The 15,209-nt window shown below is 72.9% G+C and carries 16 protein-coding genes; 6 read left to right on the plus strand and 10 right to left on the minus strand.

Annotated elements, in window-relative coordinates; all coding sequences use genetic code 11:
• Positions 1 to 125 precede the first annotated feature (125 nt).
• Positions 126 to 1,124: a tryptophan--tRNA ligase gene (trpS, locus tag ACFWVC_RS28305; protein ID WP_384292638.1), complete on the plus strand. Its 999-nt coding sequence runs from the start codon at positions 126 to 128 to the stop codon at positions 1,122 to 1,124.
• Positions 1,125 to 1,178: 54 nt separating this feature from the next.
• Here the strand turns inward: trpS and proC are convergent, their stop codons facing one another.
• From proC to ACFWVC_RS28320, 3 genes are all read right to left on the minus strand, one after another.
• Positions 1,179 to 1,988 (minus strand): pyrroline-5-carboxylate reductase, encoded by an 810-nt coding sequence (gene proC / locus ACFWVC_RS28310; RefSeq protein WP_384292644.1) that lies wholly within the window; start codon positions 1,986 to 1,988, stop codon positions 1,179 to 1,181.
• A gap of 73 nt (positions 1,989 to 2,061) precedes the next feature.
• A complete protein-coding gene (locus ACFWVC_RS28315) occupies positions 2,062 to 2,799 on the minus strand; it encodes an ABC transporter permease (protein WP_384292650.1) in 738 nt (245 codons plus the stop codon).
• Entirely contained in the window at positions 2,796 to 3,614 is an 819-nt protein-coding gene (locus ACFWVC_RS28320) for an ABC transporter ATP-binding protein (protein ID WP_384292654.1), read from the minus strand. The genes ACFWVC_RS28315 and ACFWVC_RS28320 overlap by 4 nt, the downstream gene beginning before the upstream one ends.
• A 181-nt stretch (positions 3,615 to 3,795) precedes the next feature.
• Between ACFWVC_RS28320 and ACFWVC_RS28325 the strand changes: the two genes are divergently transcribed.
• From ACFWVC_RS28325 to ACFWVC_RS28340, 4 genes are all read left to right on the plus strand, one after another.
• Positions 3,796 to 4,158, plus strand: coding sequence for a hypothetical protein (locus tag ACFWVC_RS28325; RefSeq protein ID WP_384292660.1), 363 nt, complete (start codon positions 3,796 to 3,798; stop codon positions 4,156 to 4,158).
• A 183-nt stretch (positions 4,159 to 4,341) separates the two neighbouring features.
• On the plus strand, positions 4,342 to 4,464 hold the full coding sequence (locus ACFWVC_RS28330) for a hypothetical protein (protein WP_384292665.1): 123 nt from the start codon (positions 4,342 to 4,344) through the stop codon (positions 4,462 to 4,464).
• An 8-nt stretch (positions 4,465 to 4,472) separates the two neighbouring features.
• Complete coding sequence (locus ACFWVC_RS28335; RefSeq protein WP_384292670.1) at positions 4,473 to 5,945, plus strand: SulP family inorganic anion transporter; 1,473 nt, start codon at positions 4,473 to 4,475, stop codon at positions 5,943 to 5,945.
• Between the two features lie 187 nt (positions 5,946 to 6,132).
• Positions 6,133 to 6,609, plus strand: a complete 477-nt coding sequence (locus tag ACFWVC_RS28340; protein ID WP_384292675.1) for a hypothetical protein — start codon at positions 6,133 to 6,135, stop codon at positions 6,607 to 6,609.
• Here ACFWVC_RS28340 and ACFWVC_RS28345 read toward each other — a convergent pair.
• From ACFWVC_RS28345 to ACFWVC_RS28355, 3 genes are all read right to left on the minus strand, one after another.
• Positions 6,606 to 7,394, minus strand: a complete 789-nt coding sequence (locus ACFWVC_RS28345) for a class I SAM-dependent methyltransferase (RefSeq protein WP_384292679.1) — start codon at positions 7,392 to 7,394, stop codon at positions 6,606 to 6,608. The genes ACFWVC_RS28340 and ACFWVC_RS28345 overlap by 4 nt on opposite strands.
• A gap of 64 nt (positions 7,395 to 7,458) precedes the next feature.
• The gene (locus ACFWVC_RS28350; protein WP_384292684.1) at positions 7,459 to 7,815 is read right to left on the minus strand and encodes an SH3 domain-containing protein; all 357 of its coding nucleotides are present in this window, start codon (positions 7,813 to 7,815) and stop codon (positions 7,459 to 7,461) included.
• A 37-nt stretch (positions 7,816 to 7,852) separates the two neighbouring features.
• A complete protein-coding gene (locus tag ACFWVC_RS28355) occupies positions 7,853 to 8,176 on the minus strand; it encodes an SH3 domain-containing protein (RefSeq protein WP_384292689.1) in 324 nt (107 codons plus the stop codon).
• Between the two features lie 122 nt (positions 8,177 to 8,298).
• On the opposite strand from ACFWVC_RS28355, the gene ACFWVC_RS28360 reads away from it, so the two are divergent.
• Positions 8,299 to 10,485, plus strand: coding sequence for a PQQ-binding-like beta-propeller repeat protein (locus ACFWVC_RS28360; RefSeq protein ID WP_384292692.1), 2,187 nt, complete (start codon positions 8,299 to 8,301; stop codon positions 10,483 to 10,485).
• 31 nt (positions 10,486 to 10,516) lie between these two features.
• Here ACFWVC_RS28360 and ilvD read toward each other — a convergent pair whose 3' ends face one another.
• The 4 genes from ilvD to ACFWVC_RS28380 form a co-directional block, all read right to left on the minus strand.
• Entirely contained in the window at positions 10,517 to 12,370 is a 1,854-nt protein-coding gene (gene ilvD / locus ACFWVC_RS28365) for a dihydroxy-acid dehydratase (protein ID WP_384292696.1), read from the minus strand.
• Positions 12,371 to 12,539: 169 nt separating this feature from the next.
• Positions 12,540 to 13,217, minus strand: a complete 678-nt coding sequence (locus ACFWVC_RS28370; RefSeq protein ID WP_384292701.1) for a TetR family transcriptional regulator — start codon at positions 13,215 to 13,217, stop codon at positions 12,540 to 12,542.
• Positions 13,217 to 14,035 carry a sugar phosphate isomerase/epimerase family protein gene (locus ACFWVC_RS28375; protein ID WP_384292900.1) on the minus strand — a complete coding sequence of 273 codons (819 nt, stop codon included), beginning with the start codon at positions 14,033 to 14,035 and terminating at the stop codon, positions 13,217 to 13,219. Before ACFWVC_RS28375 ends, ACFWVC_RS28370 begins: the two co-directional genes overlap by 1 nt.
• A 197-nt stretch (positions 14,036 to 14,232) precedes the next feature.
• Positions 14,233 to 15,171: a Ppx/GppA family phosphatase gene (locus ACFWVC_RS28380; RefSeq protein WP_384292706.1), complete on the minus strand. Its 939-nt coding sequence runs from the start codon at positions 15,169 to 15,171 to the stop codon at positions 14,233 to 14,235.
• Positions 15,172 to 15,209: the final 38 nt, after the last annotated feature.

Here is a 15,209-nt window from a genome sequence, read left to right on the forward strand (position 1 = left end):
TTTGGCGCCTCCCTTGTTTCGTTTTTCACCCCTGGGCGGCCGGGGCGGGGGCTGTTTGGGTTCCCCCGGGGGGCCGCCGGAGCGGCGGGTCCGGCGAGCCGGACGAGCTGCAGGAGGAAACAGAGATGACGCGGGTCTTCAGCGGTATCAAGCCGACCGGGCATCTGACCCTGGGCAACTACCTGGGGGCGGTGCGGCAGTGGGCCGCGGTCGACCAGCACCGGGCCGAGTCCCTCTTCTGTGTGGTGGATCTGCACGCGCTCACGGTGGACCACGACCCCGCCCGGGTGTGCCGGCTCAGCCGGCAGGCCGCGACGCTGCTGCTGGCCGCCGGGCTGGACCCCGCGGTGTGCACGCTGTTCGTGCAGAGCCATGTGGACGAGCACGCCCGTCTGGCCTACCTCCTGGAGTGCGTCGCCACGGACGGGGAGATGCGGCGGATGATCCAGTACAAGGAGAAGGCCGCCCAGGAGCAGCGGCGCGGCGGCAGCGTACGGCTGTCGCTGCTGACGTATCCGGTGCTCATGGCGGCGGACATCCTGGCGTACCGGACGGACGAGGTGCCGGTCGGCGACGACCAGGCGCAGCACGTGGAGCTGACGCGGGACCTGGCGGAGCGCTTCAACCAGCGGTACGGGCCGGTGTTCACGGTGCCCAGCGCGGTGCTGCCGCCGGTGGCGGCGCGGGTGATGAACCTGCAGGACCCGGCCGCGAAGATGGGGAAGTCCGACGACACCGGCCCCGGGATCGTCTATCTGCTGGACGAGCCGGAGGCGGTCCGCAGAACAGTGATGCGGGCGGTGACGGACAGCGGCGAGGACGTGGCGTACGACCGTGAGGAGCGGCCGGGCGTGGCGAATCTGCTGGAGATCCTGTCGGCGTGTTCGGGAAGGACGCCGCAGGAGCTGGCCGCGGAGTACGACTCCTACGGGGCGCTGAAGAAGGACACGGCGGAGGCGGTGGTGGAGGAGCTGCGGCCGTTGCGGGAGCGGCACGCGGAGCTGGCGGCCGATCCGGGGTACGTGGACGGGGTGCTCCGGACGGGGGCCGAACGCGCGCGGGCGCTGGCGCGGCCGACGGTGGACTCGGCCTACCGGGCGATCGGGCTGCTGCCTCCCGCGTGAGCGGTGGAGGGGACTGCCGCCCCGGGTGCCGGGCGCGGCCGTCCCCTCCGGACGTCAGCCGTTGCCGGAGGCGAGCTCGCGGCTGCGGTCGCGGGCGGCTTCCAGGGCGGCGATCAGGGCGTGGCGCACCCCGTGCTTCTCCAGCTCGCGGATGGCGTTGATGGTGGTGCCGGCCGGGGAGGTGACGGCCTCGCGCAGCTTGACCGGGTGCTCGCCGCTGTCGCGGAGCATGACGGCGGCGCCGATCGCGGACTGCACGATGAGATCGTGCGCCTGGGCGCGGGGCAGGCCGAGGAGGATGCCCGCGTCGGTCATGGCCTCCACCAGGAAGTAGAAGTACGCGGGGCCGGAGCCGGACAGCGCGGTGGCGGCGTCCTGCTGGTACTCGGGGATGCGCAGGGTCTTGCCGACCGGCTGGAAGATCCCCTCGGTGCGGACGAGGTGCTCCTCGCCGGCGTGGCTGCCCGCGGAGATGACCGACATGCCCTCGTCGACGAGGACGGGGGTGTTGGGCATGACGCGGACGACGGCGATGCCGGTGGCGAGGCGCTCCTCGAAGAAGGAGGTCGGCACGCCGGCCGCGGCACTGATGATCAGCCGGTCGGCGGCGACGTGCGGGGCGAGCTCGTCCAGGAGGGCGGACATGTCCTGCGGCTTGACGGCGAGGATGAGGGTGTCCGCGGTCTTGGCGGCCTCGTCGTTGGAGACGGCCTCGACGCCGTAGCGGGCGCGCAGTTCCTCGGCGCGGGCCGGACGGCGGGCGGTGACCAGGAGGTTTTCCGGCTTCCAGCCGGCGCGGAGCATCCCGGAGAGCAGGGCCTCGCCGATCTTCCCCGTGCCGAGCACGGCGACTTTCTGGGTCATGGGCCCATCTTCGCACCGGGGACGGCGGCCGCGGGGTCGCTGTCCACGGTGCGGTCGGGTGGGTCGAGCGGGGTCAGGCGGTGCGGCGGCGCAGGGTGGCGGCGCCCAGCGCCAGGGCGATGGCGGCGCTGCCCGCGACGACGGCGAGGTCGCGGACGAAGTCGCCGGTGATGTCGGTGTGGGTGAGGACCTGCTGCATGCCGTCGACGGCGTACGACATGGGCAGCACATTGGAGACGGCCTCCAGCACGGGCTGCATCTGCCCGCGCGGCATGAGCAGTCCGCACAGCAGGAGCTGCGGCAGCAGTACGGCGGGCATGAACTGCACGGCCTGGAACTCGCTCGCGGCGAAGGCGCTGACGAAGAGGCCGAGGGCGGTGCCGAGGCAGGCGTCGGCGAGGGCGACCACCAGGAGCAGCCAGGCTGACCCGGTGACGTCCAGGCCGAGGGTGAGGACGGCGAGGCCGGTGGCCAGGCCCGCCTGGACGACCGCGATGGCGCCGAAGGCGAGCGCGTACCCGGCGAGGAGGTCGCCCTTGCCGAGCGGCATCGACAAAAGGCGCTCCAGGGTGCCGGAGGTGCGTTCGCGGAGGGTGGCGATGGACGTCACCAGGAACATGGTGATGAGCGGGAAGATGCCGAGCAGCGAGGCGCCGACGGTGTCGAAGGTGCGCGGACTGGCGTCGTACACCCAGGACAGCAGTGTGAGCAGCACACAGGGGACGACGACCATGAGGGCGATGGTCCGCGGGTCGTGGCGCAGCTGGAGCAGCACGCGGCGGGCGGTGGCGAGGGTGCGGTGCGCGCTCATCGGACGGCCTCCTCGGCCTCGTTGGGGGTCGCGGGGTGCGGGGCCGTCCGGCCGGACGCCTCGTCGACGAGGCGGAGGAAGGCCTCCTCGACGGTGCCGGCGCCGGTACGGGAGCGCAGCGAGTCGGGGCTGCCCTGGGCGAGGATGCGGCCCTCGCGCATGAGGAGCAGGCGGTGGCAGCGCTCGGCCTCGTCCATGACGTGGCTGGAGACGATCAGGGTGGCGCCGCGCTCGGCGGCGAGGCGGTGGAAGAGCTCCCACAGGTCGCGGCGGAGGACGGGGTCCAGGCCGACGGTGGGCTCGTCCAGGACGAGGAGTTCGGGCGAGCCGAGCAGGGCGACGGCCAGGGAGACGCGATTGAGCTGGCCGCCGGAGAGGTTGCCCGCGAGGGCGCCCGCGTGCGAGGTGAGGTCGACGTCGGCGATGGCGCGGTCGACGTGGTCGCGGGCGTCGCCGCCGAGGACCGCGGCGAAGTAGTCGAGATTCTGACGAATCGTCAGGTCGAGGTAGACGGAGGGCGCCTGGGTCACGTAGCCGATCCGGGGGCGCAGGTCGCGGTGGCCGGCGGGGCGGCCGAGCACGTCGAGGGTGCCGGTGACGCGGGCCTGGGTGCCGACGACGGCGCGCATGAGGGTCGACTTGCCGCAGCCGCTGGGGCCGAGCAGTCCGGTGATCTCACCGCGGGGGACGGTGAAGTCCAGGCCGTCCAGGACGGTACGGCCGCCGCGCAGGACGGTCAGGCCGGCGGCGTGGACGGCGGGACCCGGGTCCGGCGCCGGGGCCGGCGCCGCCGGGTCCTCAACTTTATTCATCATGTGGTGAATACTGCTCTCGCGGTGGACGTCCCGTCAAGAAGCGGCAGGTACATCCATTCGAGTGACGGATCATTTACCCTGCGTTAACGTGGAGGGCTTGCAAAATGGAGGGGCCGACCGGGCAGACTGGAAGCCGCGACACCTCGGAACGGGGGCAACTGTGAGCTGGGGCGGGGGAGTTGTGCGCGTCATCGGCGTCTGCGCCGGCCTGGTGCTCTCCCTGTTCCTCGCCATCAATTGCGCCGCCGCGGAGCCCGCCGCCATGGCGGTCAAGAGCTCTGCCGCGAGTGCCGCCGAGGCGCAGGCCGAGAACCGGCACTGCCTGATCCACCGCCAGGAGGGCAACGGCATCGGCCTGGTGCTGCCCGGGGCGCCCGGCGTCCCGTCACCGGCCCCGCGCACCGGCACCGCGGTCGACGATCCCGCCGTGACAGCGGACGGGAAGACGTCCGCCACCGTCACGGCGCCGCGTACGGCCCGCCAGGCCGTCCCGCTGACCAGATCCGGCGAACTCCCCGTCGCTCTGGCGGCGTTCCGCTGCTGACAGGCGGCGCCGCGACGCCGCCCGGCACCGTCTGACGTCCGCTCGCGCCGACGACGTACGGAGGGCCGCTGCCGTGCGCAGCCGTCCGGGCACCGCCGCGGACACCCGACCCCCCCCACACGGCTCGACCCCGCACGCCCCCGCCCGTCCCCGGGCGCCGGGGCGCAATGGAGGCCACCCGAAATGAAGACCTTCATCCACCCTGCCCGCGACTTCCGCGCCGTCCCCTTGGCGGCTCCCCGCCCCGCCCACAGCGTCCTGGGGCTCACGCCCATCCCGTCCGCCGACGCGCTCCTCCGCCGGTGAGCCGCCGGATGGGACGAATCCCCACCCTGCCCGCCACACTGCGTGCCGACCTCACGGCCTCGCTCGTCGTCTTCCTCGTCGCCCTGCCGCTGTGCGTGGGAGTGGCCGTGGCCTCCGGGGTCCCGGCCGAACTCGGCCTCGTCACCGGCATCGTGGGCGGACTGTTCACGGGACTGCTGCCGGGCAGCAGTCTGCAGGTGTCCGGTCCGGCGGCCGGGCTCACCGTGCTGGTCTTCGAGGCCGTAAGGGAGTTCGGGCTGCCGGCGCTCGGCGTGCTCGTGCTCGTAGCGGGCGTGCTGCAGATGCTCATGGGGGCGCTGCGGCTGGGCCGCTGGTTCCGGGCGATCTCCGTCGCCGTCGTCCAGGGCATGCTCGCCGGGATCGGGCTGGTGCTGATCGCGGGGCAGGTGTACGCGCTCGCGGACGTCAAGGCCCCCGCCTCCGGACCGGCCAAGATCGCCGGGGTGGCCGGGCTCGTCCGTTACGTGGCCGGCTCCGGCGCGGCGCTCTCCGCCCTCGCCCTCGGGGCCGGCACGATCGCCGTCCTGGTGCTGTGGCCCAGGATCCCGCGCGCCGCGCGCGTACTGCCCGGGCCGCTGGCCGCGGTCGCGCTCGCCACGGCGGCTGCGGTGCTGCTGCGGCTGCCCGTCGCCCGCGTCGAGGTCCGGGGGCTGCTCGACGCCGTACAGCCGCCGGGCGCTGGGCAGTTCGCACAGCTGGCGAGCGTGTCGATGATCGGCACGGTGCTGGCCTTCACTTTGATCGCCTCAGCCGAGAGCCTGTTCAGCGCCGCCGCGGTGGACCGGCTGCACGACGGGCCGCGCACCGACTACGACAGGGAGCTGATCGCGCAGGGTGCCGGCAACGCCCTCTGCGGGGTGCTCGGGGCCCTGCCGATGACCGCCGTGATCGTGCGCAGCGCCGCCAACGTCCAGGCGGGCGCCCGGACCAAGGCGTCCCGGGTGCTGCACGGGGTGTGGCTACTGCTCTTCGCCGCGCTGCTGCCGGCCGCGCTCGGCGTGATCCCGGTCGCGGCCCTGGCGGGCGTGCTGGTGCACGCGGGCTGCAAGCTCGTCCCGTTCCGGGCGCTGGTGCCGCTGTGGCGGGAGCACCGGGGCGAGGCGGTCGTCCTGGTGGTCACGGCGATCGCGATCGTCGCCACCAACATGTTCGAGGGCGTGCTGCTCGGGCTGCTGACGGCCGTGGTCAAGGCGGCGTGGGAGACCTCCCACACCCACGTCGAGATCGACGACCGGGGCGGCGGCCCGATCGTCGTGCGCGTCCTGGGCAACGCCACCTTCCTGCGACTGCCCAAGCTGCTGGACCAGTTGGAGGCGCTGCCGCGGAACCGCGCCATGGAGCTCGACCTGCGGCGGCTGCGGCATCTGGACCACGCCTGCGGGATGGCGCTGGCCGGCTGGGCCGAGCGGCACAACGAGAAGGGGGTGACTCCGGTGCGGGTGCAGCGGGCGCCGGCGTGAGCGGGTGAGGCGCCCGGGCGGGGTTCCGTGGCGGCCCGGATCCCGGGTCGCCGCGGGCCACCGCAGGTCTCCACGGGTCGCCGTCGGCCGGGCCCCCGCGCGGGGGCCCGGCCCTGACACCGGGCTCCGGGCCGTCTCAGGGACATCCCCTATGGCTTCCGGCCACGCCCGGGGCGACCGTGGCGGTATGAGCCGTTCTACCGATCCATCCCGTCCCTCACCGGACGTGACCCGCGGTGAGAAGCGACAGTTGGCGGTGGCCTCGGCCACCCTCGGCCCCTGGCGGCCCGCCGCCGCGGTCGGCGCCATCGGCGGCGGAGTCTCCCTGGCCGTGTCCGCCGTCGGCGGCGACTTCGGGTTCGGCGTGGTCGCCGGGGCCTGCTCCGTCGCGCTGATGCTCTTCTTCCTCGTCGGCGGCGCCGGCGCGGTGACGGGGCGCGGCCCGCGTTCCGACCGCCGCATCCGCCGCTGGGCGGCCGAGCACCCTTGGCGCGTCGCGCTCGTACCGGGCGGCATGCTGCTCGTCACCGACCTCGTGCTGCGCCAGATCCTCACCTCCGAGGGCTTCTTCGGCAGCCTCTGGGACGGGTTGTGGCGCGGGGCGCTCGTCGCGGGCGTGGTCGGCGTCGTCGGATCGGTTGCGGCGTCCCGCCGGGCCGGCTAGTCCGTACCGTCCTTCACGGCGACGGTCAGCGCGACCCGGTACGGCTCGACGACCAGGCCGTCCGGGAAGAGCGCCAGCAGCTCGCGCCGCTCCTCCGCCAGGATCCGGGCGGCGGCGTCCGGGTCCAGCACAGCGAAGTACGACCGGCTGCCGAGCATCGCCAGGTGCGTGTCCACGGGGACGGTGCGGGTCCAGCGCAGCACGCGGGAGCCCGGTCTCAGCCCGAGGCCGGGGCCGAGCGAGCGCAGCACGCTCTCGGCGTCGCCGGCCAGGCCGAACTCGTGGTGGCCGGGCACGCGGGCGGCGAGCCGGGCCTCCTGTTCCACGATCCACGGCACGTCGGTGTCCGGCAGGTTCCACCACAGCGCGAACGCGCCGCCCGGCCGCAGTACGCGCGCCGCCTCCGGCGCCGAGCGCGCCGGGTCCGTCCAGTGCCACGCCTGCGCGTACGTCACGAAGTCGGCGACGCCGGCGGCGAACGGCAGCGTGTTCCCGTCCCCGCGCACGAGCGGCACCCCGGGCTGCCCCGCCCGCAGTTGCGCCGCCATCCCCGCGCCGGGCTCCACTGCCGTGACGTGCGCCCCGCGCGCCCGCAGCAGCGCGGTCGCGATCCCCGTCCCGGCCCCGACGTCCAGCACGACCGCGCCCGCGAGGGCACGGCCCGCCATCTCCTCGACGGCGTCGAACATCTCGCCCGGATATCCCGGGCGCGCGGCGGCGTACTGCGCGGCGACGGCGTTGAACGACTGGGCGTACACGCGGCGGTGTGTCGGCTGTGAGGTCATGCCGGTTGTCTTCCCCACGGCGCGGTCCCCCGACCGTGCGCCGGGGGACCGCAGCGGCGCGGTGTCAGCAGTGCGACGTGACGTAGCCGTCGCTGCCGGTGTGCACGTAGGTGTCGGACACGTACTGGTCGGGGCCGATGCGGTCCCAGATGTTGCTCGTGCCGTAGTAGCCGCTGACCGTCGTGCCCGGGGTCTGGCAGAAGATGGGCACCTTGGCGTCGGTGGGCAGCGTCCTCACGATCTGGTAGCTGGTGCCCGGGCCGTTGCGGACATTGACCCGCGTGCCCGGTGCGACGTCGTAGTAGACCAGATTCGTCGCGGCCGATGCCTCGGCCGCGCCACCCAGTACCAGGAACACGGCCCCGGCCAGTCCGGCCGCACCCGCGGCCAGCACACTGCGCCGCTCGCTGCGTAAGCTCAACTCTTCCTCCGCTGTCTGTGGACTGGGGGCGCCGGCGTCATCCGCAGCGCCCCGCGATGTAGCCGTCGCTACCGGTGTGCACGTACGCGTCGGACACGTACTCACCCGGGGCGATCCGGTCCCAGATGTTGCTCGTGCCGTAGTAGCCGCTGACCGTCGTGCCGGGCGTCTGGCAGATGACGGGCACCTTCACGTCGTACGGAAGGATCCTGACGATCTGGAAACTCGTCCCGGGGCCCGTCCGGACGTTGAGGCGGCAGCCCGGAGCGACGGGGTAGTACACGAGATCGGCGGCGGCCGCACCGGCTGTCATCGCCTTGGGCAGCACTTTTGCGGGCTCGTCAAGACTGTTCTCGGCCATTGGCCCTCCCCCGTGAGGTTCACGCTCAGTCAAGTGCAGGCTAGCAATCCGAGTCTTCGCCGTAAGGACGATCGGTTAGGCTCCGTAGGTTGCGGCCGCGGACGATTACTCGGGGGTGGGTCATGCCGGCATCGGGCAGACCCGGCACGGGTCCGGAAGCGGAACGTCCGGAATACGCGGGGCAGTACCGGCTGGAGGGCCGGCTCGGCTCAGGCGGCATGGGCGTGGTGCACCTGTCGCGCTCCACCTCCGGCATGCGTCTGGCCGTCAAGGTCGTGCACGAGGAGCTGGCGGCGGACCCCGAGTTCAGGGCGCGTTTCCGGCAGGAGGTCGGCGCCGCGCGCCGGGTGAGCGGGGCCTTCACGGCGCCCGTCGTGGACGCGGACCCCGACGCCGAGCGGCCCTGGATGGCGACGCTCTACATCCCCGGGCCGACGCTCGCCCAGTTCGTGAAGCGGAACGGTTCGGTGGCCCCGGCCCAGGTGCGGTATCTGATGGCGGGCCTCGCCGAGGCGTTGCGGGACATTCACCGGGTCGACGTCGTGCACCGCGACCTCAAGCCGAGCAACGTGCTGCTGGCCGCCGACGGTCCGAAAGTGATCGACTTCGGCATCTCGCGGCCGTCCGACAGCGACCTCCGCACGGAGACCGGCAAGCTCATCGGCACTCCGCCCTTCATGGCTCCCGAGCAGTTCCGCCAACCGCGGTCGGTCGGGCCGGCCGCCGACGTCTTCGCCATGGCCAGCGTCCTCGTGCACGCCGCGACGGGGCGGAGCCCGTTCAACTCGGACAGCCCGTACATCGTGGCGTACCAAGTGGTGCACGACGAGCCGCAGTTGGAGGGCATACCGGCCGACCTCCGGCCGCTCATCGAGCGCTGCCTCGCCAAGAATCCCAAGGACCGGCCCACCCCTGACGCCCTCATGGCCGAGCTGAGAGAAGTCTCGGCCTCGTACGACACCCAGACGTTCAGCGCCTTCGACCTCGGGGACTTCACCGGCGAACTGACTCCGCACCTGCGGAGGCACATGCGCGGCGAGGGCTCCGCCGCACCCGCGGTGAAGTCTGGCGAAGATCATGCCGATGCTCCCCGCCCGTCCAGGAAACGCCTGGTCGTTGCAGTGACTGCGGCACTGGCCGTCCTGGGGTCCGCCGCGGCCCTCACGACCCAGGCAATGAGCGGCAACCCAGGGGCCGTGGGCGGACACCACCCCGTCGCGCAGCGGAGCAGCCCGTCCGCCCCAACCTTCGCCCCTTGGCAGAGCACTCTGCCCACGGAGGGGAACCACGGGGGTGCGGCCGCCTGTGTGCACGAGGACGACGCCCTCTTCTGCGCCCGGCCGGGAATCGCGGCCGCGCGGCTCGACGCGAGCAGCGGGCGGTTGCGGTGGTCGGTTCCCAGCCCCGACACGGGTCACCTCGCCAGGCCGCAGCCGCCGGTCCTTTCGGGCGGTGTGCTGCGCGTCGTGACTCATGACGGCAAGCAACTGACCGGCCTGGACCCCGCCACCGGCAAGCTGATCTGGAAACGGGACATCTCCGCGTACGACGGGGCGTACTACGGCGCCGGCGACACGGTACTGCTGCTCAGGATGGGCGGCGACGTCACTGCCGTCGACGGCGTGACGGGCGCACAGCGCTGGCACACCGCCCTGTCCGGCAGCACCTGGCCCGTGTTCGCCGCCCTCCGCGATTCCAGCACCGCCTATGCCGTCGATGTCTCGGACGACGGCAGGCACACGCTGGTCAGCGCGCTGAACCTGGCCAACGGGAAAGTCCGGGAGCACCGGCGGTTCGACGGAGCACTGGCGCCTGTCGGTCTGTCGGGCGACTCGCTTTTCCTGACCTCGACCGACGGCCTCACGCGGACCGACGCCGTCGTGCGCATCGACACCACCGACTGGTCGGCGGCACGCACGCCACTGCGCCTCCCCCTCTCCGGCACACAGGCAGTCGTCAGCGGCACGCGCGTGTACCTCATAGGGTCCGGCGGTGCCCTGACGGCCCTCGACACGAGCCGCGGCAGCGACAACGCGCAGCTGTGGCGCGTGGAGACCTCGGTGAGCGAGTCCTCACCGCCTGTCGTCGCGGGCGGCCGGCTGTACTTCGCCGCCGCCGACGGCCGATTGCTGGCGGTGGACGCGCAGCGGGGCGAATTCCTCGGCCAGACCAAGCCGCGCCCCTTGGCGGACACCGGCCTCGTCCCCAGCGCGCTCCCCTCCCCCGTCGTCGCCGACGGCAAGGTGTTCGCGACCGCGCCCGACGGCACCGTGTTCGCCGTGGACGCGAAGGACCCCTCCCGCTGGTGAGGGCGGGAGGGGTCGAGGGCGTCGGTGGCGGTCAGCCGTCGAGCTTGCTGACGTCGCGGACGGCGCCCTTGTCGGCGCTGGTGGCCATGGCCGCGTAGGCCCTCAGTGCCAGGGAGACCTTGCGCTCGCGTCCCGCGGGGGCGTAGACGCCGCCGAGGGCGGCGCGGCGGGCGGCCAGGTCCTCGTCCGTGACCAGGAGATCGATCGTGCGGCCGGGGATGTCGATGCGGATGCGGTCGCCGTCCTCGACGAGGGCGATCGTGCCGCCGGAGGCCGCCTCGGGGGAGGCGTGGCCGATCGAGAGTCCCGAAGTGCCGCCGGAGAAGCGGCCGTCGGTGATGAGGGCGCAGCTCTTGCCGAGGCCGCGGCCCTTGAGGAAGGAGGTGGGGTAGAGCATTTCCTGCATGCCGGGGCCGCCCTTCGGGCCCTCGTAGCGGATGACGACGACGTCGCCCTCCTTGATCTCCTTGCGGAGGATCTTGTCGACGGCCTCCTCCTGGGACTCGCAGACCACGGCCGGGCCCTCGAAGGTCCAGATGGACTCGTCGACGCCGGCGGTCTTCACCACGCAGCCGTCGACGGCGAGGTTGCCGTGGAGCACGGCGAGGCCGCCGTCCTTGGAGTACGCGTGCTCGGCGGAGCGGATGCAGCCCTCGGCGGCGTCGGTGTCCAGGGCCTCCCAGCGCTCGGACTGGGAGAAGGCCTCGGCGGAGCGGACGCAGCCGGGGGCGGCGTGCCAGAGTTCCTCGGCCTCGGCGGAGGGGGAGCCGCCGCGGACGTCCCAGGTCTTGAGCCAGTCGGCGAGCGACGGGGAGTGCACGGAGTGGACGTCCTCGTTGAGCAGGCCGGCCCGGTGGAGTTCGCCGAGCAGGGCGGGGATGCCGCCGGCGCGGTGCACGTCCTCCATGTAGTACGTGCGGTTCTTCGCGACGTTGGGGGCGACCTTGGCCAGGCACGGCACGCGGCGCGAGACGGCGTCGATGTCGGTCAGGCCGAAGGGGACGCCCGCCTCCTGGGCGGCGGCGAGCAGGTGGAGGATCGTGTTGGTGGAGCCGCCCATGGCGATGTCGAGGGCCATGGCGTTCTCGAAGGCCTCGAAGGTGGCGATCGAGCGCGGCAGCACGGACTCGTCGTCCTGCTCGTAGTAGCGCCGGGTGATGTCGACCACGGTGCGGCCGGCGTCCTCGTACAGCCCCTTGCGGGCGGTGTGGGTGGCGAGGACCGAGCCGTTGCCGGGCAGGGACAGGCCGATCGCCTCGGTGAGGCAGTTCATCGAGTTGGCGGTGAACATGCCGGAACACGAGCCGCAGGTGGGGCAGGCGTTCTCCTCGATGCGGAGGATGTCCTCGTCGGAGATCTTGTCGTTGACGGCGTCGGCGATCGCGTCGATGAGGTCGAGGGTGCGCACGGTGCCGTCGACGAGGGTCGCCCGGCCGGCCTCCATGGGGCCGCCGGAGACGAACACGGTGGGGATGTTGAGCCGCAGGGCGGCCATCAGCATGCCCGGGGTGATCTTGTCGCAGTTGGAGATGCAGATCAGCGCGTCGGCGCAGTGCGCCTCGACCATGTACTCGACGGAGTCGGCGATCAGGTCGCGCGAGGGCAGCGAGTAGAGCATGCCGCCGTGGCCCATGGCGATGCCGTCGTCGACGGCGATGGTGTTGAACTCGCGCGGCACGGCGCCCGCGGCCTTGATCGCCTCGCTCACGATGCGGCCGACCGGCTGCAGGTGCGTGTGCCCGGGCACGAACTCCGTGAAGCTGTTGGCCACGGCGATGATCGGCTTGCCGATGTCCTCGCTCGCTACGCCCGAGGCCCGCATGAGGGCGCGTGCGCCCGCCATGTTGCGGCCGTGGGTGACTGTGCGGGACCTCAGCTCGGGCACGGGGACCACTCCCTACGTTTCCATCCTGGAGCCTTCGAGCGTACGCCCCGGGCCGCCGCCGGGGACGGCATGTCCGTATTGCGGACGCGAGTTCCAAGGAATGGAAGCCCGCGTACAGCCCGTACAGCGCGCACAGCCCGAACACCGCCCGCACACCGTGCCGCGGACCTCACCCCGTGACGGCCGCGCCGGGGTCGGGGTCGGCCAGGTAGCGCTGGAGCGTCGGCGCGACGAGCCGGACGACCTCCTCGATGTCCGCCGACGCCAGGGGCTCGATGCGCACGATGTAGCGCATCATCGCGATGCCGAGCATCTGCGAGGCGGCGAGTTCGGCCCGCAGCCGTGGGTCGGGGACCTTCAGCTCCGCCGCCACGCGCTCCAGCATCCGCCGCAGGACGATGCCGCGCAGCACGCCCGCGGCGGTCTCGTTGGTGACCGCCGAGCGCAGCACGGCCAGCATGGGGGCCCGGGTGACCGGGTTCTCCCAGATGCCCACGAAGAAGCGGGCGAGCCGCTCGCCCACACCCTCCGGGCCGGCCGCCAGGACGTCGGGGACGCCGAACGCGGGCTCGAAGGTCATCTCGATGGACGCCGCGAAGACCTGCTCCTTGGCCCCGAAGTAGTGGTGCACCAGCGCCGCGTCGACGCCGGCCGACCGGGCGATCGAGCGGATCGAGGTCTTGTCGTAGCCCCGGGCGGAGAACTCCGCGCGCGCGGCGGCCAGGATGCGGTCCCGGGTCTCGGCCGTGCCCGACCGCGCTCCGGCGGGACGACCGCGGCCGCGCCTGCCGGTGGCCGCGTTTCCCGGGTACTCCGGAGCCTCCGGGTCCTCCGGGCCCTCCGGCATCAGCCCACCTGCGCCGCAGCGGCCAGGTGCAGCCGGGTGAAGGCCAGTGCCTCCGCGAGGTCGGCCTCCCGTTCGGCGGCGGACATGGCGCGCCGGGTGTTCACCTCGATCACCACGTGTCCGTCGAAGCCGCCGGTCGCGAGCCGTTCCAGCAGCTCGGCGCACGGCTGCGTGCCGCGTCCGGGCACCAGGTGCTCGTCCTTGCCGGAGCCGCTGCCGTCGGCGAGGTGGACGTGGCCGAGCCGGTCGCCCATGCGGGCGAGCATCTCCAGCGTCTCGGTGCGGGCCGTGGCCGTGTGCGACAGGTCGATGGTGAAGTGCCGGTAGTCCTCGTGGGTGGGGTCCCAGTCGGGGGCGTAGGCGAGCATCTCGCGGTCGCGGTAGCGCCAGGGGTACATGTTCTCCACGGCGAACCGCACGTCCGTCTCATTCGCCATCCGCCAGATGCCGGAGACGAAGTCCCGGGCGTACGCGCGCTGCCACCGGAAGGGCGGGTGGACGACGACCGTCGACGCGCCGAGCTTCTCCGCCGCCGCGCGGGCCCGCTGGAGCTTCACCCACGGGTCGGTCGACCAGACGCGCTGCGTGATCAGCAGGCAGGGCGCGTGCACCGCGAGCACGGGGATGCCGTGGTAGTCCGACAACCGGCGCAGTGCCTCGACGTCCTGGCTGACCGGGTCGGTCCACACCATGACCTCGACGCCGTCGTATCCGAGCCGGGCCGCGATCTCGAAGGCCGTCGCCGTCGACTCGGGGTACACGGACGCCGTGGACAGCGCGACCTTCGCGTCGGGTACGCGCACGGTGTGTTCGTTCAGGTCCACAGGGTCAGGGGCTGCCACGGGGAACAGCGTACGGCGGCCGGTCCGCCGAACGGCACATCACACCGGGCCGACGTGACGCGATCGACACGCCGCGGGCCGCCGGGTCCACGCCATGCCGGTGCCCGGCACACCCGCGTGTGACGGCCTCCCATCAGGACCGGCGCGGCACCGCTGCGCGGGGTCGCCGCGGGTCAGACCCGCTCGCTGACCATGAGGTCCAGCCGCCGCAGGATCACGCCCTCGCGCAGCGCCCAGGGGCAGATCTCCAGTTCCGTCACGCCGTACAGGTCCATCGCCGCGTCCGCGACGAGTGCGCCGGCGAACAGCTGCCGGGCGCGTCCCTCCGAGACGCCGGGCAGCTGCTTGCGGGCGCCCTCGGTCATCGCCGCGAGCCGGGGGACCCACTCGGCGAGCGACTTTCGGCTCAATGTGCGCTGGATGTACAGGCCCTCGGCGGACCGCGCGGCGCCCGCGATGCGGGCGAGCTGCTTGAAGGTCTTGGAGGTGCCGACCACGTGGTCGGGCGTGCCGAGCCGGCTGAACTCCGCGACGCTGCGGGCGATCTCGGCCCGTACGTGCTTGCGCAGCGAGCGGACGTCGTCACCGGCCGGCGGGTCGCCCGGGAGCCATCCACTGGTGAGGCGGCCCGCGCCCAGCGGCAGGGAGACGGCGGCGCCCGGCTCCTCGTCCATGCCGTACGCGACCTCCAGGGAACCGCCGCCGATGTCGAGCATCAGCAGTCGTCCGGCGGACCAGCCGAACCAGCGGCGGGCGGCCAGGAAGGTCAGCCGCGCCTCGTCCTCACCGGAGAGCACGGTGAGGTCGACGCCGGTCTCCCGGGCCACCCGGGCCAGCACCTCGTCGCCGTTGGCCGCCTCGCGCACCGCGGAGGTCGCGAACGGCAGGACCTCCTCCACGCCCTTGTCCTCGGCCACCACCAGGGCCTCGGCGACCTGGGAGACCAGCCGCCGGACCCCGTCCTCGCAGATGGCGCCCCGCTCGTCCAGCAGCTCCGCCAGCCGCAGCTCCGCCTTGTGGGAGTACGCGGGCAGCGGACGCGCGCCAGGATGCGCGTCCATGACCAGCAGGTGGACGGTATTGGAACCCACGTCGAGGACACCGAGTCTCATGCCCGGAAACCTACTGCTCCGGGTACTTTCCCGGGACA

Origin of the sequence: Streptomyces sp. NPDC058691 (genome assembly GCF_042714775.1) — a bacterium.
Lineage (GTDB): Bacteria > Actinomycetota > Actinomycetes > Streptomycetales > Streptomycetaceae > Actinacidiphila.

What these genes read in the sequence shown, in the direction of transcription:
- ACFWVC_RS28370 (WP_384292701.1), bottom strand. Translation starts at nt 13,217, where the DNA reads ATGCCGGAGGGCCCGGAGGACCCGGAGGCTCCGGAGTACCCGGGAAAC.
- ACFWVC_RS28345 (WP_384292679.1), bottom strand. Translation starts at nt 7,394, where the DNA reads ATGACCTCACAGCCGACACACCGCCGCGTGTACGCCCAGTCGTTCAAC.
- ACFWVC_RS28320 (WP_384292654.1), bottom strand. Translation starts at nt 3,614, where the DNA reads ATGATGAATAAAGTTGAGGACCCGGCGGCGCCGGCCCCGGCGCCGGAC.
- ACFWVC_RS28360 (WP_384292692.1), top strand. Translation starts at nt 8,299, where the DNA reads ATGCCGGCATCGGGCAGACCCGGCACGGGTCCGGAAGCGGAACGTCCG.
- ACFWVC_RS28380 (WP_384292706.1), bottom strand. Translation starts at nt 15,171, where the DNA reads ATGAGACTCGGTGTCCTCGACGTGGGTTCCAATACCGTCCACCTGCTG.
- trpS (WP_384292638.1), top strand. Translation starts at nt 126, where the DNA reads ATGACGCGGGTCTTCAGCGGTATCAAGCCGACCGGGCATCTGACCCTG.
- ACFWVC_RS28315 (WP_384292650.1), bottom strand. Translation starts at nt 2,799, where the DNA reads ATGAGCGCGCACCGCACCCTCGCCACCGCCCGCCGCGTGCTGCTCCAG.
- ACFWVC_RS28335 (WP_384292670.1), top strand. Translation starts at nt 4,473, where the DNA reads ATGGGACGAATCCCCACCCTGCCCGCCACACTGCGTGCCGACCTCACG.
- ACFWVC_RS28355 (WP_384292689.1), bottom strand. Translation starts at nt 8,176, where the DNA reads ATGGCCGAGAACAGTCTTGACGAGCCCGCAAAAGTGCTGCCCAAGGCG.
- proC (WP_384292644.1), bottom strand. Translation starts at nt 1,988, where the DNA reads ATGACCCAGAAAGTCGCCGTGCTCGGCACGGGGAAGATCGGCGAGGCC.
- ACFWVC_RS28340 (WP_384292675.1), top strand. Translation starts at nt 6,133, where the DNA reads ATGAGCCGTTCTACCGATCCATCCCGTCCCTCACCGGACGTGACCCGC.
- ACFWVC_RS28330 (WP_384292665.1), top strand. Translation starts at nt 4,342, where the DNA reads ATGAAGACCTTCATCCACCCTGCCCGCGACTTCCGCGCCGTCCCCTTG.